Annotated in this window: 22 protein-coding genes, 6 tRNA genes and 1 riboswitch; of the genes, 2 read left to right on the top strand and 26 right to left on the bottom strand. The window is 40.5% G+C overall.

From position 1 onward, the window contains the following. Positions 1 to 2 precede the first annotated feature (2 nt). The 19 genes from FC36_RS07665 to purE all read right to left on the bottom strand — a co-directional run bounded on the left by FC36_RS07665 (position 3) and on the right by purE (position 19,747). Positions 3 to 2,090, bottom strand: a complete 2,088-nt coding sequence (locus FC36_RS07665) for a PBP1A family penicillin-binding protein (protein ID WP_023859353.1) — start codon at positions 2,088 to 2,090, stop codon at positions 3 to 5. A 108-nt stretch (positions 2,091 to 2,198) separates the two neighbouring features. After that, positions 2,199 to 2,651 carry an arginine repressor gene (locus FC36_RS07670; RefSeq protein WP_025020776.1) on the bottom strand — a complete coding sequence of 151 codons (453 nt, stop codon included), beginning with the start codon at positions 2,649 to 2,651 and terminating at the stop codon, positions 2,199 to 2,201. 97 nt (positions 2,652 to 2,748) lie between these two features. Beyond that, a complete protein-coding gene (locus FC36_RS07675; RefSeq protein ID WP_023859355.1) occupies positions 2,749 to 3,351 on the bottom strand; it encodes a cyclic nucleotide-binding domain-containing protein in 603 nt (200 codons plus the stop codon). Between the two features lie 156 nt (positions 3,352 to 3,507). Further along, positions 3,508 to 5,196 carry an arginine--tRNA ligase gene (gene argS, locus FC36_RS07680; RefSeq protein ID WP_023859356.1) on the bottom strand — a complete coding sequence of 563 codons (1,689 nt, stop codon included), beginning with the start codon at positions 5,194 to 5,196 and terminating at the stop codon, positions 3,508 to 3,510. A 241-nt stretch (positions 5,197 to 5,437) separates the two neighbouring features. Then, positions 5,438 to 5,508, bottom strand: a tRNA-Gly gene (locus FC36_RS07685). A gap of 48 nt (positions 5,509 to 5,556) precedes the next feature. Then, positions 5,557 to 5,778 (bottom strand): hypothetical protein, encoded by a 222-nt coding sequence (locus FC36_RS07690; RefSeq protein ID WP_023859357.1) that lies wholly within the window; start codon positions 5,776 to 5,778, stop codon positions 5,557 to 5,559. 90 nt (positions 5,779 to 5,868) lie between these two features. Then, the gene (locus FC36_RS07695) at positions 5,869 to 6,744 is read right to left on the bottom strand and encodes a LysR family transcriptional regulator (RefSeq protein WP_025020775.1); all 876 of its coding nucleotides are present in this window, start codon (positions 6,742 to 6,744) and stop codon (positions 5,869 to 5,871) included. A gap of 76 nt (positions 6,745 to 6,820) precedes the next feature. Beyond that, entirely contained in the window at positions 6,821 to 8,083 is a 1,263-nt protein-coding gene (purD, locus tag FC36_RS07700; protein ID WP_025020774.1) for a phosphoribosylamine--glycine ligase, read from the bottom strand. A gap of 14 nt (positions 8,084 to 8,097) precedes the next feature. Continuing rightward, on the bottom strand, positions 8,098 to 9,639 hold the full coding sequence (gene purH, locus FC36_RS07705; protein WP_056986822.1) for a bifunctional phosphoribosylaminoimidazolecarboxamide formyltransferase/IMP cyclohydrolase: 1,542 nt from the start codon (positions 9,637 to 9,639) through the stop codon (positions 8,098 to 8,100). Between the two features lie 5 nt (positions 9,640 to 9,644). After that, a complete protein-coding gene (gene purN / locus FC36_RS07710; protein WP_025020773.1) occupies positions 9,645 to 10,217 on the bottom strand; it encodes a phosphoribosylglycinamide formyltransferase in 573 nt (190 codons plus the stop codon). A gap of 10 nt (positions 10,218 to 10,227) precedes the next feature. Then, positions 10,228 to 11,268 (bottom strand): phosphoribosylformylglycinamidine cyclo-ligase, encoded by a 1,041-nt coding sequence (gene purM / locus FC36_RS07715; RefSeq protein ID WP_025020772.1) that lies wholly within the window; start codon positions 11,266 to 11,268, stop codon positions 10,228 to 10,230. Positions 11,269 to 11,271: 3 nt separating this feature from the next. Further along, positions 11,272 to 12,726 (bottom strand): amidophosphoribosyltransferase, encoded by a 1,455-nt coding sequence (gene purF / locus FC36_RS07720; protein ID WP_025020771.1) that lies wholly within the window; start codon positions 12,724 to 12,726, stop codon positions 11,272 to 11,274. Further along, positions 12,702 to 14,927 carry a phosphoribosylformylglycinamidine synthase subunit PurL gene (gene purL, locus FC36_RS07725; RefSeq protein ID WP_025020770.1) on the bottom strand — a complete coding sequence of 742 codons (2,226 nt, stop codon included), beginning with the start codon at positions 14,925 to 14,927 and terminating at the stop codon, positions 12,702 to 12,704. Before purL ends, purF begins: the two co-directional genes overlap by 25 nt. Before the next feature lie 3 nt (positions 14,928 to 14,930). After that, complete coding sequence (purQ, locus tag FC36_RS07730; protein WP_025020769.1) at positions 14,931 to 15,605, bottom strand: phosphoribosylformylglycinamidine synthase subunit PurQ; 675 nt, start codon at positions 15,603 to 15,605, stop codon at positions 14,931 to 14,933. Then, positions 15,605 to 15,853 carry a phosphoribosylformylglycinamidine synthase subunit PurS gene (purS, locus tag FC36_RS07735; RefSeq protein WP_025020768.1) on the bottom strand — a complete coding sequence of 83 codons (249 nt, stop codon included), beginning with the start codon at positions 15,851 to 15,853 and terminating at the stop codon, positions 15,605 to 15,607. The genes purQ and purS overlap by 1 nt, the downstream gene beginning before the upstream one ends. A gap of 13 nt (positions 15,854 to 15,866) precedes the next feature. Next, the gene (gene purC, locus FC36_RS07740; RefSeq protein ID WP_025020767.1) at positions 15,867 to 16,580 is read right to left on the bottom strand and encodes a phosphoribosylaminoimidazolesuccinocarboxamide synthase; all 714 of its coding nucleotides are present in this window, start codon (positions 16,578 to 16,580) and stop codon (positions 15,867 to 15,869) included. 252 nt (positions 16,581 to 16,832) lie between these two features. Continuing rightward, complete coding sequence (purB, locus tag FC36_RS07745) at positions 16,833 to 18,128, bottom strand: adenylosuccinate lyase (RefSeq protein ID WP_025020766.1); 1,296 nt, start codon at positions 18,126 to 18,128, stop codon at positions 16,833 to 16,835. Between the two features lie 10 nt (positions 18,129 to 18,138). Next, complete coding sequence (gene purK, locus FC36_RS07750; protein ID WP_025020765.1) at positions 18,139 to 19,263, bottom strand: 5-(carboxyamino)imidazole ribonucleotide synthase; 1,125 nt, start codon at positions 19,261 to 19,263, stop codon at positions 18,139 to 18,141. Then, the gene (gene purE, locus FC36_RS07755) at positions 19,256 to 19,747 is read right to left on the bottom strand and encodes a 5-(carboxyamino)imidazole ribonucleotide mutase (protein WP_025020764.1); all 492 of its coding nucleotides are present in this window, start codon (positions 19,745 to 19,747) and stop codon (positions 19,256 to 19,258) included. Before purE ends, purK begins: the two co-directional genes overlap by 8 nt. Before the next feature lie 250 nt (positions 19,748 to 19,997). Between purE and FC36_RS07760 the strand changes: the two genes are divergently transcribed. Further along, positions 19,998 to 20,723, top strand: a complete 726-nt coding sequence (locus tag FC36_RS07760; RefSeq protein WP_023859371.1) for a deoxynucleoside kinase — start codon at positions 19,998 to 20,000, stop codon at positions 20,721 to 20,723. 40 nt (positions 20,724 to 20,763) lie between these two features. On the opposite strand, the gene FC36_RS07765 is transcribed toward FC36_RS07760, so the two are convergent. After that, the gene (locus FC36_RS07765; RefSeq protein ID WP_023859372.1) at positions 20,764 to 21,963 is read right to left on the bottom strand and encodes an acetate/propionate family kinase; all 1,200 of its coding nucleotides are present in this window, start codon (positions 21,961 to 21,963) and stop codon (positions 20,764 to 20,766) included. Between the two features lie 201 nt (positions 21,964 to 22,164). On the opposite strand from FC36_RS07765, the gene FC36_RS07770 reads away from it, so the two are divergent. Next, positions 22,165 to 22,725, top strand: a complete 561-nt coding sequence (locus tag FC36_RS07770) for a nucleotidyltransferase family protein (RefSeq protein WP_025020763.1) — start codon at positions 22,165 to 22,167, stop codon at positions 22,723 to 22,725. Positions 22,726 to 22,767: 42 nt separating this feature from the next. On the opposite strand, the gene metK is transcribed toward FC36_RS07770, so the two are convergent. From metK to FC36_RS07800, 6 genes are all read right to left on the bottom strand, one after another. After that, complete coding sequence (gene metK / locus FC36_RS07775; protein WP_023859374.1) at positions 22,768 to 23,955, bottom strand: methionine adenosyltransferase; 1,188 nt, start codon at positions 23,953 to 23,955, stop codon at positions 22,768 to 22,770. Further along, a riboswitch (SMK box riboswitch) is annotated at positions 23,953 to 24,042 on the bottom strand. (Overlaps the previous gene by 3 nt.) Positions 24,043 to 24,109: 67 nt before the next feature. After that, a tRNA-Asp gene (locus FC36_RS07780) sits at positions 24,110 to 24,182 on the bottom strand. A gap of 12 nt (positions 24,183 to 24,194) precedes the next feature. Then, positions 24,195 to 24,268: transfer RNA gene (locus tag FC36_RS07785), tRNA-Met, on the bottom strand. Positions 24,269 to 24,280: 12 nt separating this feature from the next. Next, positions 24,281 to 24,352, bottom strand: a tRNA-Glu gene (locus FC36_RS07790). 7 nt (positions 24,353 to 24,359) lie between these two features. Next, positions 24,360 to 24,447: transfer RNA gene (locus FC36_RS07795), tRNA-Ser, on the bottom strand. Positions 24,448 to 24,451: 4 nt separating this feature from the next. Next, a tRNA-Ile gene (locus tag FC36_RS07800) sits at positions 24,452 to 24,525 on the bottom strand. Between the last annotated feature and the right edge of the window lie 61 nt (positions 24,526 to 24,586).

Raw genomic sequence — 24,586 nt, forward strand, 5'->3', positions numbered from 1 at the left:
TTTTAGTTAAATAGGCCACCAAAGGCATCTTTTATACGTGAGCCCCAATCATTAAGGGTATCGTTAATCCTGCTACCAACATTACTACTATTACTATTATCTTGGTAAGCTTTATCTTCCTCAGCCTGCCTTTGCGCCAAGCGTGTAGAGGCTGCTTTAACTCCAATATAGGTATTTTGGGTGTAAGGTAAGATGTCACCCATCACTGCTTTAAACAAAGCCGAACCACCCCGAGTTCCTTCATCTTCTAAAGAGTAATTGTTAGAATCAAAACCCGTCCAAGTCGCTAGGACAACATCTTTGGTATAACCAATATACCAGTGGTCGGTGTCGCCATCATTACCATTGACCCCTTCCGTGGTTCCTGTTTTACCCGCAATAGTGTAGCCTGCAGGCTTAGCACTTTGACCTGTGCCCTGACTGTAGACATCAATCATCATACTAGTCATGTTCTTAGCTACTTTAGCCGACATCACCTGACTACTATCAGGATTTTCATTATCAATAATGACCTTACCTGAAGAATCTACAATCTTAGTAATCAGGTGGGGACTATAACGCTGACCGTTATTGGCAAAAGCCGTATAAGCCGAAGCCATTTGATAGGGGGAAACCCCTTTTTTCATACCACCGAGGGCTAAACTCAAATTTTCATCTGACTTGGCTAAATTAATGCCAAATTTTTCTACTGAATCATAACCCTTAGTAACCCCAATTTTATTCAGCAACCAGACGGCTGAAGTATTCTTACTTAAAGCCAGAGCTTGATACAGACGAATATTTCCTTGATAAACGCTATTCCAGTTTTTAGGGGTATATTGGTTTTTACCATAAGATTGATACTTGTCTTGAATAATCGAATCGTAAGAGTAACCGCTCTCTAAAGCTGGGGTATAGACCGCTAGCGGCTTCATGGTTGAACCAGGTGAACGACTTAACTGTGTCGCTCGATTATATCCTCTAAATGTATGTCCCTTACTATCGCGCCCTCCAACTAAGGCAAAAACCCCGCCATTTTTCGGATTCATCGCAATCGCCGCTCCTTGGGCTTCCGTTCCGTCAGTAGCATCATAAGGAAAGAGGCTTTCATTTTTAAAAGCCGACTGCATGCTAGTTTGATAACGTTGGTCCAAACTAGTATAAATTTTATAACCATCATTCATAATTTGATTCTCAGTCAAACCATATTTGGAAATAGCTTCGTTAATTACCGCATCAAAATAATAGGGATATTTGTAACCCGATTTACTTTCATAGGTATCACGTAAAGTTAAAGCACTACTTTGATAAACACTTAGTTGATTCTCGTTAATCACTCCCATTGTAGCCATTAAGCCTAAGACTACATTACGTCTTTGTTTAGCAGCCTCAGGAGACGTCCGTGGATTATAAGCGGTTGGGTTTTTCAAAATTCCAGCCAACATAGCTGACTGTGGTACAGTTAACTGACTAGCGTGAACCCCAAAGTATTTCTGGGCAGCATCTTCAACACCCCAAACTCCACTACCAAAGTAGGCCTTATTGAGATACATAGCTAAAATTTGTTTTTTACTGTAATCATTTTCCACTTGAATGGATAAGAAAAGCTCTTTAATTTTTCGCGTCATCGTTTGTTCTTGGGTTAACAAAGCATTTTTGACTAATTGCTGAGTCAAAGTACTTCCCCCCGCACTTGTTGTATGATTGCGGAGTAATTTGTTCTTAACGTTAACTAGTGAAGCTCTTAAAATCCCCTTGATGGAAAAACCATATTCCTGGTAAAAATTCCGGTCTTCAGTCGCTAAAACCGCATTTTGTACATTGGGAGAAATCTGATCTAATGAGACCCAGGTTCCTTTTTGGGCGTACAGATATCCTGCCTTATCCCCATCTTTATCGTAAATCGTTGTTGTTTGCGATAAATTACTTCGCAGATTTTTAACATCAGCAGTCTTAGCTATGAATGTCAAGTATAATGACAATAATAAGGTAATACTTAAAAAAACTATCAAAAGCCACCGGGTTAACTGATAACGATACCACTTATTTTTAAGGAAAGCAATTACCGCTAAAAAGTAGGCCTCAACCTTTGCTACAATTTTTCTAAACATTGTTTCTCTCCAAGTTCTCTTCCCTAGATATTTTTTGCTAAAACATATTTAAATCTTAGTAAAAAAATATCTTCTTTGTCAATCATCGTATGATTTTTTAAACTTACTTTAATGAAGACACTCTTTAAAAAAATTGTTTAATTCCTTTGCGTCAGCTACGGATTTACTATAAGTCACTAAAGTATCATACCCGGCAATGGTCCCCAATAGATTTAGAGGACGTAATTCATCTAGCAAAGCCGCTAAAACATTGGCATTCCGAGGCAAAGTATGAATCACATTGGTGAATTCTACGCAGTCAACTTCCAAGACTACATCTTTAATCACTTGATTTAATCGTTTACTACTAGTGTTTTTCTCTTCTTTAAAATGGGTATAATAACTTTTCCCAGCAGCATTTTGCCCTTTGACAATCTTTAATTCACGCATATCTCGGGAAATAGTCGCTTGAGTTGCTACAATATCCTCATTAGCTAGAGCTTTCATTAAATCATCTTGGGTGGTAATTTCGTTTTCCGCAATAATTTTTAAAATCGCATTTTGGCGTGCTTCTTTTTTCAATCACATAGCCTCTTTTCTATAAATCACTTTGATTGCACAACCGCAACCTATCAAGTGATATTATAGCAAATTCCCACCAAGCTTGGTACTAGATTGTTCAAACCGCCCCTTTGAATACATAAATCCGTCTATGCTTCCGAAAAACTAAATGCTTTTCTTCTAAATCTACAATTGCTCGGTTAACAGTTGACCGACTCACCTTTGTAGCGCTGAGAATCACACTTTGATTGGTTGGAAATTCATAGCAAAAACCCATATCATGACCAAATTCATGGGCAATTTTAAGGATATAATCTTGTACCTGCTTCATTTTAGCTGCCAAAACTGTTGCTTGACGCACATCGTTTAGCTCGGAAATTTTTTCACTGTTTTGAATCAATAAGCGATGGTAGCGATGATTTTGTACAAATATACTTCTTTTCAAAATACAGACCTGAGCTTTCTGAAAACAAACTTGAATACTAATCGTCCAATTTTCATCATCCAACATGCGAGGAAAAAAAGTTCCTTCCTTAACAAAGTAGTCCTCACTCCGAGAGGTTTTGATATTTTTTTCATAGACTTCAATAGTCCCTTGTAAAACATATATAAAATTAGTATGTAAATCAACATCAATTTTTTGACGTTGATCTAAAGAAACGATTTTTCCCGTAGCAATTAATTCCTTTAATTCCCGATCTTTCATATTAAGTCCATCCATTTTCAATGGTCACCTCTTTAGTATTTCTTAATTTTACAATCGTTATTGTAATACAGAAAGCGTTTTCTTTCAAGGTTTAATATTAATTATTTTTATATAAATTAATTTTATAAAAAAGAAGCCCCGCAGGACTTCTTTTTGTAAAGATTTTACTTCTTACATTTCGTCTGGTGCCTTAACTCCTAGGAGACGTAAGGATTCCTTCAAAACGATAGCAACACTTTGCACTAAAGCTAAGCGACTTTCTAATTCACGATCTTCAACTAAGACTTTGGTATGTGCATAATACTTATTGAAAGCCTTGGCCAAGTGAATAGCATACTTGGAAATTACAGATGGTTCATAAGTTCCAACCGCCCGCTTGATTATTTGGTCAAAATCGCCCAAAAGACGCAATGTTTCCCAAGCATTTGGATCGTTTAAGTTTACTTGAACACCACTTAAGTTTTTACCAGCTTTACGCAAGATACTCATCGCCCGAGCGTGTGAGTATTGAACATAAGGACCTGTTTCCCCTTCAAAACGTACCACTTCTTGTAAGTCAAAGTCAAAGTTGTTTAAGCGTTCATTTTTCAAATCGTGGAAGACCACAGCCCCCACACCAACTGCTTTGGCAACTTCTTCTTTGTTTGCCAAGGATGGGTTCTTTTCTTCGATTTGCTTTTGAGCTAATTCCACTGCTTCATCTAAAACTTCTTCTAATAAAATGATGCGACCACTCCGAGTAGAAAGTTTCTTACCTCCTTGAGTAATCAAACCAAATGGAATGTGGTGAATATCATCTGACCAGTCGTAACCCATTTCCTTTAAAACAGCCTTCAATTGCTTGAAGTGGTTGGATTGTTCGTTTCCTACAACATAAAGAGATTGTGCAAAGTCGTAAGTCCGTTTCCGATAAAGAGCAGCAGCTAAATCTCGCGTCATGTAAAGAGTCGTCCCATTAGACTTCTTAATTAACGCTGGATTTAAGTTATACTTTTCAAGGTCAACGATTTGGGCTCCTTGACTCTCCTTTAATAAGCCTTTATCTTCTAACAAATCAACAATTTCATTCATCTTGTCATTGTAGAAAGCTTCCCCATTATAAGAATCAAAAGTAATCCCTAATCGGTCGTAAACTTTAGTGAAAGTCTTGAGTGATTCTTCACGGAACCATTTCCACAAGAAATTAGCTTCTTCATCACCATCTTCTAAACGTTTAAACCATTCCCGGGCTTGATCATCCAATTCAGGCTTGCTTTCAGCTTCTTCGTGAAAGCGTACGTAATAGTGGAGCAAAGAACCAATGGGATCTTTTTTAACTTCCTCTTCGCTCCCCCACATCTTGTAAGCACACATTAACTTCCCAAATTGCGTTCCCCAGTCACCTAAGTGATTAATTTTTACCGGTTGGTAATTTGCCTTTGCTAAAATATTTGCCAAAGAATTTCCAATCACAGTTGAACGCAAGTGCCCCATAGACATTGGTTTAGCAATATTGGGCGAAGACATGTCGATTGGCACTTGGCGACCTTGACCTAGGTCTAAATCACCATAGTGATCTGCTTGGTCTAAAATTTGACCCAACACGTCTTGACTGAAGGCCTGTTTATCTAAGAAGAAATTAATGTAAGGGCCCACTGCTTCAATTTTCTCAAAACCTGTTTGATCCATCTTTTCTACTAATTCCTGGGCAATCATTTGAGGCGCCTTACGTAAAACCTTTGCTAAAACAAAAGCTGGAAAAGCATAGTCTCCGAGTTCCAACGACTTAGGTACTTCAATTTTAGTAACAATTTCATCAACACTTAATTGACCATCAACTGCTTGACTGACCACTTCAGCCACTTTTAATTTATAATCCATATTTCCTCCTTCGGCCCACAAAAAAAGTCTCTTATACATTTGTATAAGAGACGAGACTTCCCGCGGTACCACTCTTCTTGATTAAATCCACTCATTAGTTTATGCAACTGTCTGTAAAAGCGCGCTTCCTTATTTCACCCTATCCGGCTCCCACCAAATCCGAACTCGCTGTTAGACTTTCCATAAGTACTTTTCCTTTACAGTTAATAAAAAACCTTCTATTATCAGAAGGTTTCATTTAAGCGGGTGACGAGAATCGAACTCGCGACATCAGCTTGGGAAGCTGGGATTTTACCACTAAACTACACCCGCATCAACAAGAGATAGTATAGCAAATATTTATCTTCTTGTCACCTTTAATTAAGCAATTTTTTCCATTTTGGTAAATGAAACCACCGCACGACTGTGGAAATCAGCGACCGTTACAGCATCTTCATCTGCAAAAATCTCAATGGCTACCACTGCCGAGTTTTCATAATTTTTTTCAATTGTACCTTCAAAGTCATTTTTTAAAGAACCAAAACTTTGACACTTAACCTTGTCGCCAATTTCGAAAGGAGCTTTCTTTTCTTTATCTTCCATGCTTTTTCTTACCTCGTAAATTTGGGGATATTCTCAATGCAATGGATAATATCAGATATTGGCTAACTTGGCAAGTATTTTGACCATCTTTTAATATCTTTTTTGAATATAAGCTTGAACTGTTTGAATAAAAGCCTTGGTTGATGGGGTTTGGCGGGGCTTGTGGTGGGCTACTAAACAAATTTCTCGGTAGAAATCTTGTGCAAAGGGATAGCGTTTAACATCCCCAGATAATTTTTCTAAAGCTAATTCAGGCAAAATTCCTAAACCCAACCCACTTTCAACCATAGCGATAATGGAAGCATCATCTATACTATACTGAATCGAATTCACCGATACATCATAAGTATCTAAAGCTTTCTTAGTTTCACGATCATAGTCAATTTGTTGCAAGATGAATTCTTCGTGCTTTATATCAGCCTTGGTAATAGTGTGACCATTTTGTGGTTTAAAATCTAACGGCGTCACACAATAGATTCGATCACGATAGAGCGGAAGCACTTCCAACCCCGGATCAATCGGAAGGGTTGCAAACCCAACATCTAGATTCCCAAGTCGCACCTGTTCAACCACATCGTTAAAACTCCCCTGTTGTACACTAATGCCCACCTGAGGATGGGCATCTTTAAAGGAATTAATAATTTCCGGTAACCAATTAATAAAGACACTTGAAAACCCTCCAATACGGACATGCCCTTTATTTAAGCCACTTAACTGCGCCGCTTCTTCATTCAGTTTAGTTTCGGCTGCAATTATTTCTTGAACTAGGGGTAAAATTTGTTTCCCATTTTCGGTTAATCTTACTCCAGTACGATTTCGTAAGAATAAAGGAAAGCCAAGCTCTTTTTCAAAAGCATTGATAGAATGACTAATGGCTGAAGGAGTTACTCGTAAACTCTTCGCAGCGGCTGCGAAAGTTTTTTGATTAGCCACAGTCGCAAACACTTGGTAGGAAAAATTGGGCATATACGTCATCCTTTCTACTAAATAATACTTTTAGTATACCGCAAAAAAGTAGTATGCAAAACATACTACTTTAAACCTAAAATTTAGTTTGCGTTGCCTTAAACCCAATATCCTTACGGTAGAAACATTGATCAAAGTTAATTCGAGCTAAGTAGTCATAAACTTGTGCTTGGACTTGTATCAAATTCGTATTTTGAGCACAAACCATTAGGATGCGCCCCCCATTGCCAACCAGGTCTTCTTCTTGACTCGCTACGTTGGCATACACAACCTCAATTCCTTCTTGATGAGGCATTTTCGGTAAAATTTGTCCTTTCACGGGTGCTTTGGGATAACCTTGTGCTGCTACCACCACTCCTAGACAGGCTCGAGGACTAACCGTAATTGGGGGTAACTTTTCACCATCAATGGCCGCTTTAATTAACCGACCAAAGTCTGATTTAATCCGCGGTAAAACTACCTGAGTTTCCGGATCACCTAAACGAACATTGTATTCAATTACTTTCGGACCGGTAGGCGTTAAAATCATCCCAATGTATAAAATTCCCCGATAATTAGGGTGAGCATCTCGTAACCCGACAATGGTTGGAGACACCACTTCCGTCAACATTTTTTGGTAATCAATCTCGCTCAACTGAGGCACAGGACTATATGACCCCATTCCTCCAGTATTGGGACCCTGGTCCCCATCATAAGCACATTTATGGTCTTGAGCTAAAGGTAAAATTTGATAATCATCTTGGCCGACCACAATAAACATAGAATACTCTGAGCCTTCCAAATATTCTTCCAGAACAATTTGACTTTGACCCTTTTTAAACATGAGTTTAATTTCAGCTTGCGCAGAGGCGACATCAGGACTAATCACCACCCCTTTGCCACCTGCGAGACCATCGGCTTTAATAACCAAAGGAAACCCAAAATGTTCCATAGCTGCAAGAGCTGCTTGAGAGTTTGTATAAGTGCCAAACTTAGCTGTTGGTACTTGATAACGTTTCATAAACCGCATAGCGTAGTCCTTTGAACCTTCCAGCATAGCAGCCTCCTTATCTGGGCCAAAAATTGGGTAACCCGCTGCTTGAAAATCATCAACAATTCCGGCAACCAAAGCATCTTCAGGCCCAACAAAGGTCCAATCAATTTGATTTTCCTCCACAAAGCCCTTCAAGGCATCAAATTCAAGTTCACCGATGTTCACTGGAATTACTCCTTCCATCGCTTGCATACCAGGATTTCCGGGAGCCACAAAAACCTGAGCTACCTGTTCGCTAGCAATAAGCTTTTGTGCAATGGCCGCTTCCCGACCACCACTACCAATAACCAATACTTTTTCTTGCATTTCTACCCTCATTTCTAGTGCCGGAAGTGACGGATACCTGTTGTCACCATTGTTATTCCATACTTATCAGCCATATCAATGGAATCCTGATCGCGAATAGATCCCCCTGGTTGAACGATGGCTTTGATACCATGTTGTGCCGCATATTCCACGCAGTCATCCATAGGGAAGAAGGCATCTGACGCTAAAACTGCTGTCTCATCTATAGCATCCCCTGCGTGTTGAATTGCAATTTTGGTTGAATCAATTCGGTTCGGCTGACCCGCGCCAATTCCTAGAGTTCGCTGGTCATTAGCAATAACAATGGCATTAGACTTAGTATGCTTAACAGCTTTCCAGGCAAAAGCCAATGTTGCTAACTGGGCCGCAGTTGGTTGTACCTTAGTAACTACTTGCCAATCAGCAGAATCTTCCACGATTATATCTTGTTCTTGAACCAAAAGGCCTCCTAAAACAGAAACAACTTCTTTTTGACTCATGGATTGGTCTTTTTGACTGAAGTCCAATTCTAACAAGCGTAAGTTTTTCTTCTTAGCCAAAACTTCAAAGGCTTCCGCTTCAAAACTCGGAGCAATAATAATTTCCAAGAAAAGCTGGTGCATTTTTTCGGCAGTTGCAAGGTCAACGGGTCGGTTTAAGACAATTACCCCCCCAAAAATAGAGATGGGATCAGCTTCATAAGCATAGTCCCAGGCTTTTTCAATGGTTGTAGCTTGACCAATCCCACAAGGATTCATGTGTTTTACGGCTACGACTGTCGGTTGGTCAAATTCACGTATAATCCGAATAGCCGCATCAGCATCTTTGATATTATTGTAAGATAACTGTTTTCCATGTAGTTGCTTAGCTTGACTAATCGAGTAAGTCACTGGTAAGCTATCTTGATAAAACCAGGCTTTTTGGTGACTATTTTCCCCATAACGCATAGTATCTTCCAAATCGTAAGTCAAGCTTAATTTTTCAGGCTTTTGTTCTCCTATTTGAGTTGTTAGGTATTGGCTAATTAAACTATCATAAGCAGCTGTGTGGCGGAAAGCTTTCGCAGCTAAGGCTTGTCGCGTAGCAAGCTTCGTGTGGCCTTGGGTTTTAATTTCTTCTGCTACTTGGTCATAATCGGCTACATCAACGACCACAGTTACATCTTGAAAGTTTTTGGCTGCGGAACGCACCATACTTGGACCACCGATATCAATGTTTTCAATAGCTTCAGCCATCTCAACACCAGATTTTTGAATCGTTTCTTTAAAAGGGTAAAGGTTAACACAGACTAAATCAATAGGAGTAATATCCAAATCAACCATGGTTTGCACATGTTCAGCCACATCACGTCTTCCAAGTAAACCGCCGTGAATATAAGGATTCAGAGTCTTAACCCGTCCATCCAAAATTTCCGGGAAGTTTGTCACAGCTTCCACAGAAATTGTTGGTAAACCAGCCTCGTCGAGAACTTTTTTGGTACCTCCAGTAGAAATAACTTCGAAATCGTGGTCGACTAAGACTTTAACAAACTCAACTAACTTACTTTTATCTGAAACACTAACTAAGGCACGTTTCATAGAGCTTATTCTCCTTTTTTACTAAGCAATTCTTTTAAAACAGCGGGATATAATTTGTGTTCACAAGCGTGAATTCGCGCTTCTAAATCTTCTAAACAATCATCAGAATAAAGAGGGACATGTCTTTGAGTAATAATTGGACCTGAGTCTAAGCCTGCATCAATATAGTGAACTGTCACTCCTGTTTGAGCAACCCCATCGGCAAAGGCACGTTCAATTGCATGTAGACCAGGATAGGCTGGTAGGTAAGCCGGATGAAGATTAACAATTCTTCCTTCATATTTAGACAAAACTGGTTGTCCAATTACCCGCATATAGCCTGCCAGAACAATAAAGTCAATGTTATATTGTTCTAAAACCTGCACAATTTTTTCTTCATAAGCTTGTTTATCTCCGCAAGCTTTCACTGTAAAAGTTACAACGGGAATCTGAAATTTCCGGGACCGTTCAATCACATAAGCATCAGGATGGTCACAAAAGAGTAACGCTAATTCACCAGGAATTTCACCACCAATAATTTTTTGGGCTAAAACTTCAAAATTAGAACCATTCCCGGAAGCAAAAATGGCTATTTTCATTTCTTAAACCTCATTTCTTAAAGTCTAGCTTCGCTGCTTGATCTGGACGTTTAACTAACTGACCAATTCGATAACAAGTTTCACCTTGGTCCATCAGGATTTCCTTGACCTGAGCATAATTTTCTGGTGCCACCGCTAAGACCATTCCTACTCCTAAGTTAAAAGTTGCCAACATATCTTGCTGACTCAAATTTCCTAATTCTTGAAGATAATCAAAAATAGGTAAAATTGGCCATGATCCAAGTTGAATCTGAGCTTGGAGCTCATCATTAAACATTCGTGGCAAGTTTTCGATTAAACCGCCACCGGTAATATGGCTAATACCAGTTACTAGCCTAGCCTCCACTAAAGGCAAGACAGCAGAAACATAAATCCGTGTTGGAGTCAAAATTGCTTCTAAAACGCTTTGGCCTTGTAAAGCATGTGGTTTATCACTTAAATTGATACGACAGTCTTTAAAAAGGATTTGTCGTACCAAGGAAAAACCATTGGAATGTAAGCCACTAGAAGGCAAGGCAATTAAAATATCTCCTGCTTGCGGATTTTTCGGGGTTAAAAGTTCACTTTTATTGACAACTCCTGTTGCAAATCCAGCCAGATCATATTCATCGGCGGCATACATATCAGGCATTTCCGCCGTTTCGCCTCCAATCAAGGCAACCTTAGCTTGCCGGCAACCTTCGGCGACCCCCTTAACAATTTGAGCCATTTCATCAGGATTGTTGTGACCAGTCGCGATGTAATCTAAAAAAAAGAGCGGTTGAGCCCCTTGCGCCAAGATATCATTGACACACATCGCTACACAATCAATACCAACCGTATCGTGCTTATGGGCGCTTTGTGCAATCAGTAACTTAGTACCAACCCCATCGGTTCCGGAAACCAAAACTGGTTCTTTAAGTTTTAAAGCACTCAAATCAAACATGCCCCCAAAGCTCCCCAATCCCCCGAGTACTCCCGGTCGTTTGGTCGATTGCACATCGGCTTTGATTTTATCAACTAACTTATAACCCGCGGTTACATCAACCCCGGCTTCTTTATAACGACTCATCTTTTAGTCCTTTCTGTCCGGTATTTCTTCAAATGATTGCAAATAATCCTCTTCGTAATCATAAAGTGGCGTTGGGTACTTACCATTGAAATAAGCTACCGTTAAACCTCCATTTTCTTTATCCTGACCCATTGGTAAGTTAATCGCTTTAATTAACCCCGAAACACTTAGGAAACCTAGAGATTCAACCCCAATAAGTTTTTGCATTTCCACTACCGAGTGTTTCGCAGCCATTAATTGACTTCGGTCAGAAACATCAATTCCGTAAAAGTGGGGATATCTAAATGGTGGGGAGGCAATGCGCATGTGAACTTCCTTAGCCCCGGCTTCTTTGAGCATCTTGACCAACTGAATCGAAGTCGTTCCACGTACAATAGAGTCATCAACAATCACAACTGATTTTCCCTCTACTACCCCACGTACGGCAGAAAGTTTCATCTTTACCCCCTGTTCGCGTAAGGCTTGAGTTGGCTGGATAAAAGTCCGCGCAATGTATTGGTTTTTAATCAACCCCATCTCATAGGGGAGGCCTGTGGCTTCAGCATAACCCGAGGCGGCTGATAAAGATGAATTAGGCACCCCGATAACCATATCGGCATCGGCTGGTGCGGGTTGTTCTTGAGCCAAAATGCCCCCCATCCTTTTGCGCGCATTATGGACCGTCACCCCATGAATAATCGAATCTGGGCGGGCAAAGTAGATGTATTCCATGGAGCATACAGCTAATTTAGTTTGGGTTGTGTAGTGGTCGATGTGTAAACCATCCTTGTCAATGATGATTAATTCACCTGGTAAAACATCACGGACAAATTTAGCGCCGACTGCATCCAAAGCACAAGTTTCTGAAGCGACAATGTAACCACCACTTTTAGTTTGACCAATCACTAAAGGTCGAAAACCATTAGGATCCAAAGCAGCATATAAAGCGTCTTTTCTTAATAGTAGGAAGGCAAAACCTCCTTTAGTCTCATTTAAACTAACCTTCAAAGCATCAAGGAAGTCCATCCCCTGCTTTTTACGAATAAGGTGAATCAACATTTCCGTATCTGAAGTTGACTGAAAAACCGCCCCTTGCACCTCTAATTGTCGGCGTAAAGTTACCGCATTAGTTAAATTACCATTATGCGCCAGTCCTACATCACCATCATAAAAACGGAATAAGAAAGGTTGGATATTGGCTAAGGAATTAGTCCCACTAGTACCATAACGTACATGGCCAATGGCAGCTTGCCCCGTTAAACGTTTTAAATCATCTGGATTTTGAAAAACTTCCGCTAAAAGCCCCCGGTTCCGGTATTGGTGGAGATGTTCACCATCAGAAGAAACAATTCCAGCACCTTCTTGACCGCGATGTTGGAGGGCATGAAGTCCAAAATATGTCAGACGACTAGCATCTTTCTCACCAAAGACCCCAAAAACACCACATTCTTCGTTTAATCCTCGGATTTCATGAGACATGGAATCGCCTCCTCCCACACCTTTTGCGCTTGAGCCACAGTAGTATTAATCGCTCCATCTACAGTTTGAACATGTAAATTAACATCGGCTGTCACCCGCCCCACTAGTTTGGCACTGGTTCCCAAAAGTTCTTCAAAAATAATTTGTTTTTCAGGTTTCACGGTTACAACAAAGCGCCCAGCCGTTTCGGCAAAAAGTTGGTTTGTTGGTAAGTCCAAATGAGCATCTAAACCTAAACCTGTCTTGAAAGTTGTTTCAGCTAAGGCAACAGCCAAACCACCCTCACTTACATCATGTGCGGAAGCTACGAGACCCGTTTGCATTGCTTGGAGTAAGGTAGACATTTGCTTTTTCAAACTCGTTAAATTAAGCGTACTTAAAGTTCCAAAGAGTTCACCCGTTAACATCTTTTGTAATTCACTACCAGCAAAGTCAGATCCTGTTTGGCCAATGATGTATACTAAATCGCCAGCCGCTTGCACGAAGGAAGGAATAATGTACTGATTATCTTCAATCAAACCAACCATACCCACCATTGGTGTTGGAAAAATCGCTTCGCCATTATTTTCATTATATAAAGAAACATTTCCAGAAATTACGGGCGTATCAAAGACACGACAGGCCTCTGCCATCCCTATTACTGATTGGTGTAATTCCCAGTAAATTTCAGGATCATTTGGATCCCCATAGTTCAAACAATCTGTAATCGCTAACGGTAAAGCCCCACTCGCTATTACATTAGCAGCCGCTTCAACCACTGCCATTTGCCCCCCAATTTCAGGATCTAAATAAACAAACCGACCATTACCATCGGTGGTCATTGCTAGAGCTTTCTTGGTGTGACGAATCCGAATTACCCCGGCATCACTTCCTGGTCCTACAACGGTGTTGGTCCTTACTTGAGAATCATAGGTTTGGGTAAACATTGTCTTAGAAGCAATGGTTGGTTGAGCCAAAATTTTTAGCAAGGTCTTCGTCGCATCCAATTGCGCTGGTTGCCAATTAACCTTTTCTTTAGCCGTTAAAATTCTGGTAGGGATTTTTTCTTCTGATGGTTCAGATAAAACATCGTCAGTTAAAGTTAAAACCGGGATATCCGCTACAACTTCTCCTTGATGTTTCAAGACATAATCGTGACCTTCTGTGACCCGGCCAATCACCACAGCTTCTAAGTTGTATTTGTGGAAAATGGCTTGGACATCAACTTCATGTCCTTTCTTCACACATAAAAGCATCCGTTCTTGTGATTCAGACAGCATAATTTCATAAGCGGACATACCTGCTTCACGTTGAGGTACCAAATCCAGATTTAGTTCCATCCCTGAAGCAGCTTTGGAGGCCATTTCACAAGAAGAAGACACAAGCCCGGCCGCCCCCATATCTTGAATCCCGACTAACCATTGCGCATGTTGGCCGGTTAATTCCAAGCAGGCTTCCATAAGAAGTTTTTCCATGAAAGGATCTCCCACTTGCACAGCCGAACGTTGGGTTTCTTTTTCATCAGAAAAATCAGCTGAAGCAAAAGTTGCTCCGTGAATCCCATCACGACCAGTTTTGGCGCCAACATACATCACTGCATTACCGACCCCTTTGGCCTTACCTTCTTGCATATCTTTTTGTTCCATCAAACCTACGGCCATTGCATTGACTAAAGGATTCCCCGTATAGCATTTATCAAAAGTCATTTCACCAGCCACAGTGGGAATCCCCATCGGATTACCATAACCACCAATTCCATGTACGATTTCATTAATCAGATATTTTGTCCGCGGATTATCAATTTCACCAAAGTGTAGAGAATCAAGGGAAGCAAGCGGACGCGCCCCCATCGAGAAAATATCACGTAAAATACCCCCGACACCAGTAGCAGCCCCTTCATATGGTTCAATAGCTGAAGGATGATTATGACTTTCCGCCTTGAACACTACCGCTTGACCATCACCAATATCAATAATTCCCGCCCCTTCACCAGGCCCTTGTAGTACTCGACCATTTTTATTTGGGAAAAGTCGCAAAACAGGCTTAGACTTTTTATAAGAACAGTGCTCACTCCACATAGCGGAAAACAAACCAGTTTCAGTAAAATTAGGTAAACGTTTCAATAACTTTTCGGAAATGTAGTCATATTCTTTTTGAGTTAACCCCCATTCTAAGTAGGGCTTTTGGTCTTGCACTTCTTGTGCGGTCATAGCTTGTATCATTTTTTAACCCTCCAATTTTTGGCTCTCTAAAATCGATAAGAATAAACGCAGACCATCTTCATTTCCCAATAGAGCTTCAACTGCCCGCTCTGGGTGTGGCATCATACCCAAAACATTCCCTGCTTTGTTAGTGATGCCCGCAATATCGTGTAGACTTCCGTTAGGATTTTCACCCACATAACGGAAAACTACTTGGCCATTAGCTTCTAATTCTGCTAGAGTAGCTTCATCAGCATAATAGGAACCATCTGCGTGAGCAATTGGTAGGGCAATATGTTCTTGAGTTTGATATTGGTTGGTAAAGGCTGTTTGATTATTAACTACTTCTAATTGGACCGTTTTACAGATAAACTTCAAACTATCATTACGCTTCAAGGCTCCTGGAAGTAATCCAGCTTCTGTCAAAATTTGAAAACCATTACAAGTTCCAAAGACTGGTTTACCAGCCTGCGCAAACTCTTTAATGGGTTGCATAATTGGCGTTAAGCTGGCAATTGCACCGCTACGCAAATAATCTCCATAAGAAAAACCGCCTGGAATCATAACCGCATCAAATCCATCCAAACTATCTTGCCGATAATCAACATATTCCACATCAACCTTTAAAATGTTGTCTAAGGTTTCGAATAAATCAACATCACAGTTGGATCCTGGAAAAACAACCACAGCAAATTTCATTACGCTTCCTCCAAAATCTCGTAGCGATAAGTTTCTAAATTAAAGTTAACTAGCATTTCTTCTGCAATACTCTTTACGATTTGCTCTAGGTCACTTGCACAAAGATCAATCGTCACATCAAAAAATTTACCAACTTTAACTTTCTTGATTTCTGTATGTCCCATGGTTTGAATTGATTCCTTGATAGTTTCACCTTGAGGGTCAAAAACTGACTGCTTGTAGGTTACATAGATTCGCACTTGTTTCATTTCCATAAACTCCTTATTTTTCCAACACAGTTTGCAATCGGCGGTAAACTTCTTGGTAAACAGAGACTAAATCACCTAAATCACGTCGGTAAACATCTTTATCCATGTGATTAGCAGTTTCCATATCCCACAAACGACAATTATCTGGAGAAAATTCATCGGCTAAGACGATTTGCCCATCTGCGAGCCGGCCAAACTCTAATTTAAAATCCACTAAAGTTAATTTAGCTTTCGCAAAAAGACGCTTTAAAATAAAGTTGACCTGTCGTGATAAATTCCACATGACATCCAGTTCTTCTTGAGTCACTAGTCCAAGTGCCTTGGCCTGGGAAGCGTTCATAAAAGGGTCATCCAATTTATCTGACTTATAGTACATTTCTTCGACCGGTTGGTCAAAAGCCCTACCTTCTTTTACCCCATAACGACTAGCAAAGTGACCTGCTGCTATATTCCGCGTCACCATTTCCAGAGGTATAATTTCAACTTTTTTCACAAGTTCTTCTGTAGGTGAAATTTGTTCCAAGTAGTGCGTCGGAATCCCAACCTGATTGAGATACTGGAAAATCAAAGTCGAAATGGCATTATTAAGGACAGCTTTGCCTTCAATTTTATCTTTCTTCTTACCATTAAGAGCTGTGGCTTGATTTAAATAGACCACTCGTAAAATTTGAGGATTATCAGTTGACCACATTTGTTTGGCTTTACCAGTGTAAAGTAATTTTTCCATGGTGATAAAAGCACCCTTTCTTAACTAAAGACGAACGTTTTTTGAAAAAATAATGAAAATAAATACTTTTCACCTATGATTTTACTAAGAGCACCCAAAAAAGTCAACGAATAATATTCTTTTTTTAGAACAAATAGTTCGTTTTTTAGACAAAAAAGATTAATAAAGATATTAAAAATAAAAAGAAAAACTATATAAACGAACATAAAAATCCCTAACTCATTTTGAGCTAGGGATTTAAGTAAGCATTAATTATTCTAGGCCAACCCGTTTGAAAATATCATCCACATGTTTCAGGTGCCAATGGTAATCAAAGGCATCATCTAAATCAGCTGAACTTAAACGGGACGTGATTGCTTCATCAGCTTCTAAAAGCGGACGGAATGGGCGCTGTTCATCCCAAGCTTGAGCCGTTTTAGGTTGAATCAAATCGTAAGCTTCTTCGCGACTCATGCCAGTATCAATCAACTTCAAAAGGACACGACCACTGTAAATCAAACCAAAGGTCCGATCCATGTTGCGCTTCATATTTTCAGGGAAGACTGTCAAGTTTTTCACGATGTTACCAAAACGGTGTAACATGTAATCTACCAAGATAGTTGTATCGGGCAAGATAATTCTTTCCGCAGAAGAGTGCGAAATATCGCGTTCATGCCATAGAGCTACATCTTCATAGGCCGTTACCATGTGACCACGAACCACTCGGGCCAAACCACAAATATTTTCAGAACCAATTGGATTCCGCTTGTGTGGCATAGCTGAAGAACCTTTTTGGCCCTTAGCGAAGTATTCTTCCACTTCACGAGTTTCAGATTTTTGTAAACCACGAATTTCGGTTGCAAATTCTTCTAAAGAAGTCGCAATCAAAGCCAAGGCTGATAAGTACTCAGCGTGTAAGTCACGGGGTAAGACCTGACTGGAAACTTCCTGGGCGCGGATACCGAGCTTTTGGCATACATATTCTTCAACAAAAGGATCGATATTGGCAAAGGTCCCCACTGCACCAGAGATTTTACCAGCTTCGACTCCTTTGGCAGCATGTTCAAAGCGCTCAATATTGCGCTTCATTTCAGAATACCAACGAGTCAATTTTACTCCAAAGGTGGTTAGTTCAGCATGGACTCCATGGGTCCGCCCCATACAAACTGTGTCCTTGTACTTACGCGCTTTGTCTGCTACGATTTCAGTAAATTCCACCAAATCTTGACGTAAAACATCATTAACTTGCTTTAATTGGTAACCATAAGCAGTATCCACCACGTCGGTAGAAGTTAAACCATAGTGAACCCACTTCTTTTCTTCACCTAAAGATTCAGAAACCGTCCGTGTAAAGGCGATTACGTCGTGGCGAGTTACCGCTTCAATTTCATTAATCCGTTCAACGTCGAATTTAGCGTTTTGGCGTAACTTTTCAACATCTTCAGCAGGAATATGTCCTAGTTTGGACCAGGCTTCATCAGCTGCTAATTCAACTTCCAACCAGCATTCATATTTCTTTTGGTCAGTCCAAAGTTTTGCCATTTCAGGACGAGTATAACGTGGAATCATTTTCTATCTCCTATCTTTCCCAAACTTGGGTTGTCTTAATTTCTTTGAGGGTTGCTTCTATATTATCGCACAAAATTGTCACGTGGCCCATTTTTCGATTAAATTTTTGGTCTTTTTTTCCATAATCATGAAAATGCCAGGTAGCCTTTTGGCTAATCAAAGCTTGGGTGCCGGCCACATGCTGTCCTAAAATATTGACCATGATGGCAGGACTTAGTAATTTAACCGACGGTAGTGGCCAATTACAAATTGCCCGATTATGCAAGGCAAATTGTGAAAAATCACAAGCTTCAAGGGAATAGTGGCCCGAATTGTGGGGACGGGGCGCTAATTCATTAACATAGAGTTCGTGATCTTGACCAACAAAAAACTCAACTCCTAGAATTCCCACCAAACCCAAAGCCTCAGCAATCATTTGGGCCAATTTTTGAGCCTTAGCTTGTAACGCAAGACTAATGCGAGCCGGCACAATACTTTCATGGAGAATGTGATTGACATGGATATTTTCACTAACCGGCATCACACTGACCTGACCTCGCGGATTCCGCGCCACCATGATTGAACATTCACATTTAAAGGTCACAAATCCTTCTAAAATACAAGGACCCTGCGCAAGTACTTCTGTGGCCTGTTTTAGATTCTCTTCGCTATAAAGGGTGACTTGATCCTTACCATCATAACCTCCCTGACAAGTTTTTAAAATAGCCGGATAATCTAAATCTGCTAATGCAGCTACTAAATCGGCTTGCGTGTTTACCATCCTAAAAGGTGCGGTCTGCAGGCCATGGTCGCGCAGAAAAGTTTTCTCGCGTAAACGGTCCTTGGTAATCCGCAAAAGTTCTGTTCCTTGAGGAATAAAGACTTGGTCACTAACTGCCTCCAGTGTGGCTAAATCAACGTTTTCAAACTCATAGGTTAAGACGTCACTTTTTTCAGCTAACGTGGTAATTGCAGTTTGACTCGCATAAGGAGCCACAATTTGCTCATCACAAACCTGACCAGTCGGACAAGTAGGGTCGGGATCAAGTACAATGACCCTCATCCCACTAGCCTTGGCATCCAAGGCCAGCATTTGTCCCAACTGCCCACCACCGATAATACCAATTGTTTGTCCTTGTTGAATTAGCTTAGTCATCAAATTGTGCCTCGCTTTCTACTGCAGCATCATGGATAGCTTGGCGATAAGCTGTGACTTTCGCTTGCAGTTCGGGATTGCTCGTACCTAGAATTTGAATGGCCAATAAGGCTGCGTTTTTAGCCCCAGCTTGTCCAATAGCTGTGGTAGCCACCGGAATTCCCGCCGGCATTTGGACGATTGAGAGTAAAGAATCAAGTCCATTTAGCGTCCGAGATTGCACAGGTACCCCTATTACAGGTAATTCTGTACTGGCCGCAATCATCCCCGGTAAGTGGGCGGCTCCCCCGGCCCCAGCAATAATAACTTTGAGACCTCGTTTTCGGGCATTTTGGGCATAGGTAAACATCTCTTGGGGCATGCGGTGGGCTGATATCACATGTTTTTCATAGCTAACCCCAAAATCCTCTAACATTTGGGCGGCTTGTTGCATGGTTTCCCAGTCAGAAATACTGCCCATGACAATACTTACTTCTTTACTCACGAAAATCCCTCCTCAATTAATCACCTTTAGAATACCAAAGCAAGAAAAAAATGTCAAAGAAAAATCGAACTTTAATTTAGAATAAATATTTTTTGTACGGTTATATTTTTACATACATCCTCAAAAAAATATTTAATCCGCAATTAACGAACTTTATCTTTACTTGCCATTTTCTAATCTTTTTTGAATTGGTAATCCTCACCAAACTTCGGTAAAATAGAAGGTGATTTTATTGTGAAAGGATCTTAACATGATTACACTTGCTGGTATTATTGGCTCAGGTAAATCTAGCCTGACAGAAATTCTCTCAAAGGAACTAGGTAGTACCCCTTTTTATGAGCCTGTCGAAGATAACCCTGTTTTACCGCTTTTCTATAAGGGAAATGAACAAGCTGCCAAAAAACGGGAACAAGGTGAAAAGGACGCGACTAACCCCTATGCTTACTTATTGCAAACCTTCTTTTTAAACCGCCGTTTCAAAATGATTAAAGAAGCAATGCAAGGTGAAAACAACATCTTAGATCGTTCCATCCACGAAGATGCCATGTTCATGCGGATGAATACTGACATGGGAAACGCGACCCAAATTGAATATCAAATTTACCAAGAACTTTTAACAAACATGCTTGCTGAACTACCCTTTGCTCATCAATCAAAAAATCCTGATTTAACAGTTTTCATCAAGGTTTCATATGAAACAATGATTCACCGCATTGAAAAACGCGGGCGGGAATATGAACAAGTTTCGACGGATCCTTCCTTAGTTGACTACTACCACCGTCTTTTGAAATATTATGATGACTGGGAAAAGAGTTACGACCAAACTAAACTCCTAGTTATTGACGGTGACAAATATGATTTTGTGGAAAATTCTGCTGACCGTAACCTAGTTTTAGATATGATTGAAACCGAAATGGTTAATTTAGGTAAATTAACTCCTGAAAAATTTGCTCAGCTCAAAGCTGCTCGCGCATAAAAAAGGCCTTTCCGCACTTGGAAAGGCCTTTTTTGTAGCTTTATTTATTTTCATGCGCTAGCTTATAGGTACTACGAGCAATGACTAATTCTTCATCCGTCATAATACGTAAGACCTTAACCTTAGAATTCTCTGTTGAAACAAAAGTATTTTTGCCAAAAGTGGCATTTTCTTTTTCATCCTCGGTAATACCCATGTAAGCTAAACGTTTCATGATAGCTGAACGTACCGGCTGGGAATTTTCCCCAATGCCAGCTGTGAAGACAATTCCGTCAATCCCACCCATTTCAGCAGTATATTGCCCAATGTAGCGCACCACATTCTTTATAAAAATGTCAAAAGCTAATTGAGCCCGTTCGTTACCTTCTTCGGCGGCCGCAATAATATCACGCATATCAGCGGAAACGCCGGAAATTCCCGTTAAACCAGATTGGTGATTTAAAATATCAACCATTTCGTTAATATCCTTGATATCAGAATGGTTCATGACATAGCTTAATAAAGAAGTATCTACATCTCCGGAACGCGTCGCCATGGTTACCCCAGCTAAAGGTGTAAAGCCCATAGAAGTATCGAAGGATTTACCATCTTTAATAGCGGTAATTGAAGCCCCCGCTCCTAAGTGACAAGTTACCAACTTCAGGTCAGCTAAAGGCTTGCCCAGCATTTTGGCAGCCTCACCTGCCACATATTCATGACTCGTACCGTGAGCTCCGTAACGCCGAACCCCGTACTTTTTATACCATTCGTAAGGCACACTGTAAATGTAATTTTCTTTTGGCATTGTTTGGTGGAAGGCCGTATCAACCACTACCACAGAAGCTGCTTGAGGTAAAAGACGCTTGAAAACCTTAATCCCCAAACTATTAGCCGGGTTGTGTAAAGGCGCCATGTCGCTAATCCGATCGATTTCAGCAAGGGCTTGATCATCGACTAAGGTTGGTTTGGTGAAGTATTCTCCCCCAGCAACTACCCGGTGACCAACTCCTGTCAATTCAGAAAAGTCTTGAATAATATTTAATTCTTCTAATAGTTGCAGCAATAAGTTAACCGCTTGTTCATGATCATTTAAATCTTGAACATTTTCGTATTTTTGGCCATCGTATTTAATTGTGATAATCGAATCACCTAAACCAATTCTCTCCATTAAACCTGAAGCCAAGACTTTTTCTTCAGGCATTTCAAAAAGTTTAAATTTCAAACTTGAACTACCTGAATTAATTGCGATTACTTTTTCCATGAAAATTCCTACCTTTCAACAATGTAAACGTATAACAAAATTATAGCTCATTTAATTTTCTCCTGCAAGTATCCATTTTTTGAAAGCAATAAAGCTATAATTCCTGAACTTTAAGATTTTCTTAGCAAATAGATGACTTTGCAAAGGGCTTTTTATAGGCTAAAATTAAAGCAGTCTATAACAAGAAAGGAATAAGCATCTATGTCTTATCAAGATGATTTGCAAAAACTGCTTATAAGTACACCTAATTTACAAGAAATTTTCACCATTCTCCGCAACAATAGCCTCCAGGAAGCCTACCTATGTGCTGGCTGGGTGCGTAATCTAGTCTGGAACAATTTGAATCAGCTCGAACCGACATATCTTCAAGATAATCTGGATATCTATTATAAAAAAAATAGTGAGACCGCCGAAGAACACCAAATTCTCACGACCAAACTTAACACCCACCACGCCAAATATCTTTGGGATCTACATAATTTAGCTAGTCCCCGCCCACACTATTCCAAGATTCCTCAGGGAGACTCCATTCAAGAAATACTAACAAAGTTTCCTGAAACCTGCAGTGCAGTTGGAATCCGTCTTCAAACTAACGGACAGTTTGAAATTCTGGCGCCTTACGGTCTGGCTGACCTTTTTGAATTGAAGGTTAGGCCTACCCCGGTCTTCTTGGCCACAAATTCAATGACCACCTTTAATGAACGGATTAAGCGTAAAAGATGGACGCAACGTTGGCCAAAGCTTAAAATTAGTAAAAACTAAAAAGAGATGATCAGAAAGTGGTCATCTCTTTTTGATACATTTTTATTTTAAAGCAGCTTTTAGGGCCTCTACCTTATCAATTTGTTCCCAAGGTAATTGAACATCTGTCCGGCCAAAGTGGCCATAAGCAGCTGTCTGCTTGTAAATTGGACGCTTTAAATCTAACATTTCAATAATCCCTGCAGGACGTAAATCAAAGACTTCACGAATTGCTTGGGCTAACTGGGCTTCCGTATAATCACTCGTGCCAAAAGTATCCACCGCAATCGAAACAGGTTGAGCTACCCCAATAGCATAAGCAATTTGAATTTCAACTTTCTTCGCTAAACCAGCAGCCACTAAGTTTTTAGCAATGTAACGCGCTGCATAGCTCGCAGAACGGTCAACTTTAGTAGCATCCTTACCAGAGAAGGCACCCCCACCATGGTGAGCCGCACCACCATAGGTATCAACAATAATCTTCCGACCAGTCAAACCAGCATCCCCTTGTGGACCACCAATTACGAAGCGACCGGTTGGATTGATAAAGTACTTGGTCTTTTCATCAAGTAATTCTTTTGGAATCACTTGGTCAATTACTAACTTCTTCACATCGGCTTTAATGGTGTCTAAAGAAACTTTGTCAGCATGTTGGGTCGATAAAACAACAGTATCAACTCGTACTGGTTGATCAGTTTCATCGTATTCCACAGTAACTTGCGCCTTTGCATCTGGCCCTAAGTAAGACAAGGTACCATCTTTTCTAATTTTAGCAATTTGACGCATCAAACGGTGACTTAAAGCAATTGGTAAAGGCATTAATTCTGGTGTTTCATCAATAGCGTAACCAAACATTAGTCCTTGGTCACCGGCCCCGATTTGATCCAAAGGATCGCCTTGACCTTCCCGGGTTTCTAAGGAAGCATCGACCCCTTGAGCAATATCAGCTGATTGTTCATCAATCGCTGTTAAAACGGCACAATTATCGCCATCGAAACCATACTTGTTACCCGTATAGCCGATTTCTTTAATTGTTTTCCGGACAATTTTTTGAATGTCAACGTAGGCTGACGTTGAAACCTCACCGACAACAACAACAAGTCCGGTGGTTACAGTAGTTTCAACCGCTGCCCGCGCATTTTTATCTTGTTCCAATAAGGCGTCTAAGATAGCATCACTAATTTGGTCAGCGATTTTATCTGGATGTCCTTCTGAAACAGATTCTGATGTAAATAAATGTCTTTCTGACATATGGAAATTCCCCCATTAATATAATTATTTGGTTACAAGGCATCTTCACCCAGAGGTGAATCCTTTCGGGAATGAATTGTAACGCTTTTTAGTTTATCACAAACCAAAAAATTTGCAATAAAAAACACCCTCGAAAGGGTGAATAAGTCATAAACGGTCCATGACGGATTTGAACCGACGATCTCCTCCGTGACAGGGAGGCGAGATAACCACTACTCCAATGGACCAAAATTTCTTAATTGCGGGAGCTGGATTTGAACCAACGACCTTCGGGTTATGAGCCCGACGAGCTACCAGACTGCTCCATCCCGCGATAACATTAAAATGACCCGTACGGGATTCGAACCCATGATACCACCGTGAAAGGGTGGTGTCTTAACCACTTGACCAACGGGCCATAAAAACGGAGAAAGAGGGATTTGAACCCTCGCGCCGTGTTACCGACCTACACCCTTAGCAGGGGCGCCTCTTCAGCCACTTGAGTATTTCTCCATAATGGGCCTAAATGGACTCGAACCATCGACCTCACGCTTATCAGGCGTGCGCTCTAACCAGCTGAGCTATAGGCCCATATTAAGCGGGTGACGAGAATCGAACTCGCGACAACAGCTTGGAAGGCTGTGGTTTTACC

Origin of the sequence: Ligilactobacillus equi DSM 15833 = JCM 10991, assembly GCF_001435735.1 — a bacterium.
GTDB classification, from domain to species: Bacteria; Bacillota; Bacilli; order Lactobacillales; family Lactobacillaceae; genus Ligilactobacillus; species Ligilactobacillus equi.

Bases quoted from the DNA above. Each gene is read 5' to 3' on its own strand.
- FC36_RS07770 (WP_025020763.1), top strand. From the start codon at position 22,165: ATGTCTTATCAAGATGATTTGCAAAAACTGCTTATAAGTACACCTAAT.
- purC (WP_025020767.1), bottom strand. From the start codon at position 16,580: ATGGAAAAATTACTTTACACTGGTAAAGCCAAACAAATGTGGTCAACT.
- metK (WP_023859374.1), bottom strand. From the start codon at position 23,955: ATGTCAGAAAGACATTTATTTACATCAGAATCTGTTTCAGAAGGACAT.
- purL (WP_025020770.1), bottom strand. From the start codon at position 14,927: ATGATACAAGCTATGACCGCACAAGAAGTGCAAGACCAAAAGCCCTAC.
- FC36_RS07765 (WP_023859372.1), bottom strand. From the start codon at position 21,963: ATGGAAAAAGTAATCGCAATTAATTCAGGTAGTTCAAGTTTGAAATTT.
- argS (WP_023859356.1), bottom strand. From the start codon at position 5,196: ATGGATTATAAATTAAAAGTGGCTGAAGTGGTCAGTCAAGCAGTTGAT.
- purB (WP_025020766.1), bottom strand. From the start codon at position 18,128: ATGATTCCACGTTATACTCGTCCTGAAATGGCAAAACTTTGGACTGAC.
- purN (WP_025020773.1), bottom strand. From the start codon at position 10,217: ATGAAAATAGCCATTTTTGCTTCCGGGAATGGTTCTAATTTTGAAGTT.
- purQ (WP_025020769.1), bottom strand. From the start codon at position 15,605: ATGAAATTTGCTGTGGTTGTTTTTCCAGGATCCAACTGTGATGTTGAT.
- FC36_RS07695 (WP_025020775.1), bottom strand. From the start codon at position 6,744: ATGCCCAATTTTTCCTACCAAGTGTTTGCGACTGTGGCTAATCAAAAA.
- purH (WP_056986822.1), bottom strand. From the start codon at position 9,639: ATGAAACGTGCCTTAGTTAGTGTTTCAGATAAAAGTAAGTTAGTTGAG.
- FC36_RS07665 (WP_023859353.1), bottom strand. From the start codon at position 2,090: ATGTTTAGAAAAATTGTAGCAAAGGTTGAGGCCTACTTTTTAGCGGTA.
- FC36_RS07690 (WP_023859357.1), bottom strand. From the start codon at position 5,778: ATGGAAGATAAAGAAAAGAAAGCTCCTTTCGAAATTGGCGACAAGGTT.
- purM (WP_025020772.1), bottom strand. From the start codon at position 11,268: ATGAGTCGTTATAAAGAAGCCGGGGTTGATGTAACCGCGGGTTATAAG.
- purD (WP_025020774.1), bottom strand. From the start codon at position 8,083: ATGCAAGAAAAAGTATTGGTTATTGGTAGTGGTGGTCGGGAAGCGGCC.
- FC36_RS07675 (WP_023859355.1), bottom strand. From the start codon at position 3,351: ATGGATGGACTTAATATGAAAGATCGGGAATTAAAGGAATTAATTGCT.
- purS (WP_025020768.1), bottom strand. From the start codon at position 15,853: ATGAAACAAGTGCGAATCTATGTAACCTACAAGCAGTCAGTTTTTGAC.
- FC36_RS07760 (WP_023859371.1), top strand. From the start codon at position 19,998: ATGATTACACTTGCTGGTATTATTGGCTCAGGTAAATCTAGCCTGACA.
- purK (WP_025020765.1), bottom strand. From the start codon at position 19,263: ATGACTAAGCTAATTCAACAAGGACAAACAATTGGTATTATCGGTGGT.
- purF (WP_025020771.1), bottom strand. From the start codon at position 12,726: ATGTCTCATGAAATCCGAGGATTAAACGAAGAATGTGGTGTTTTTGGG.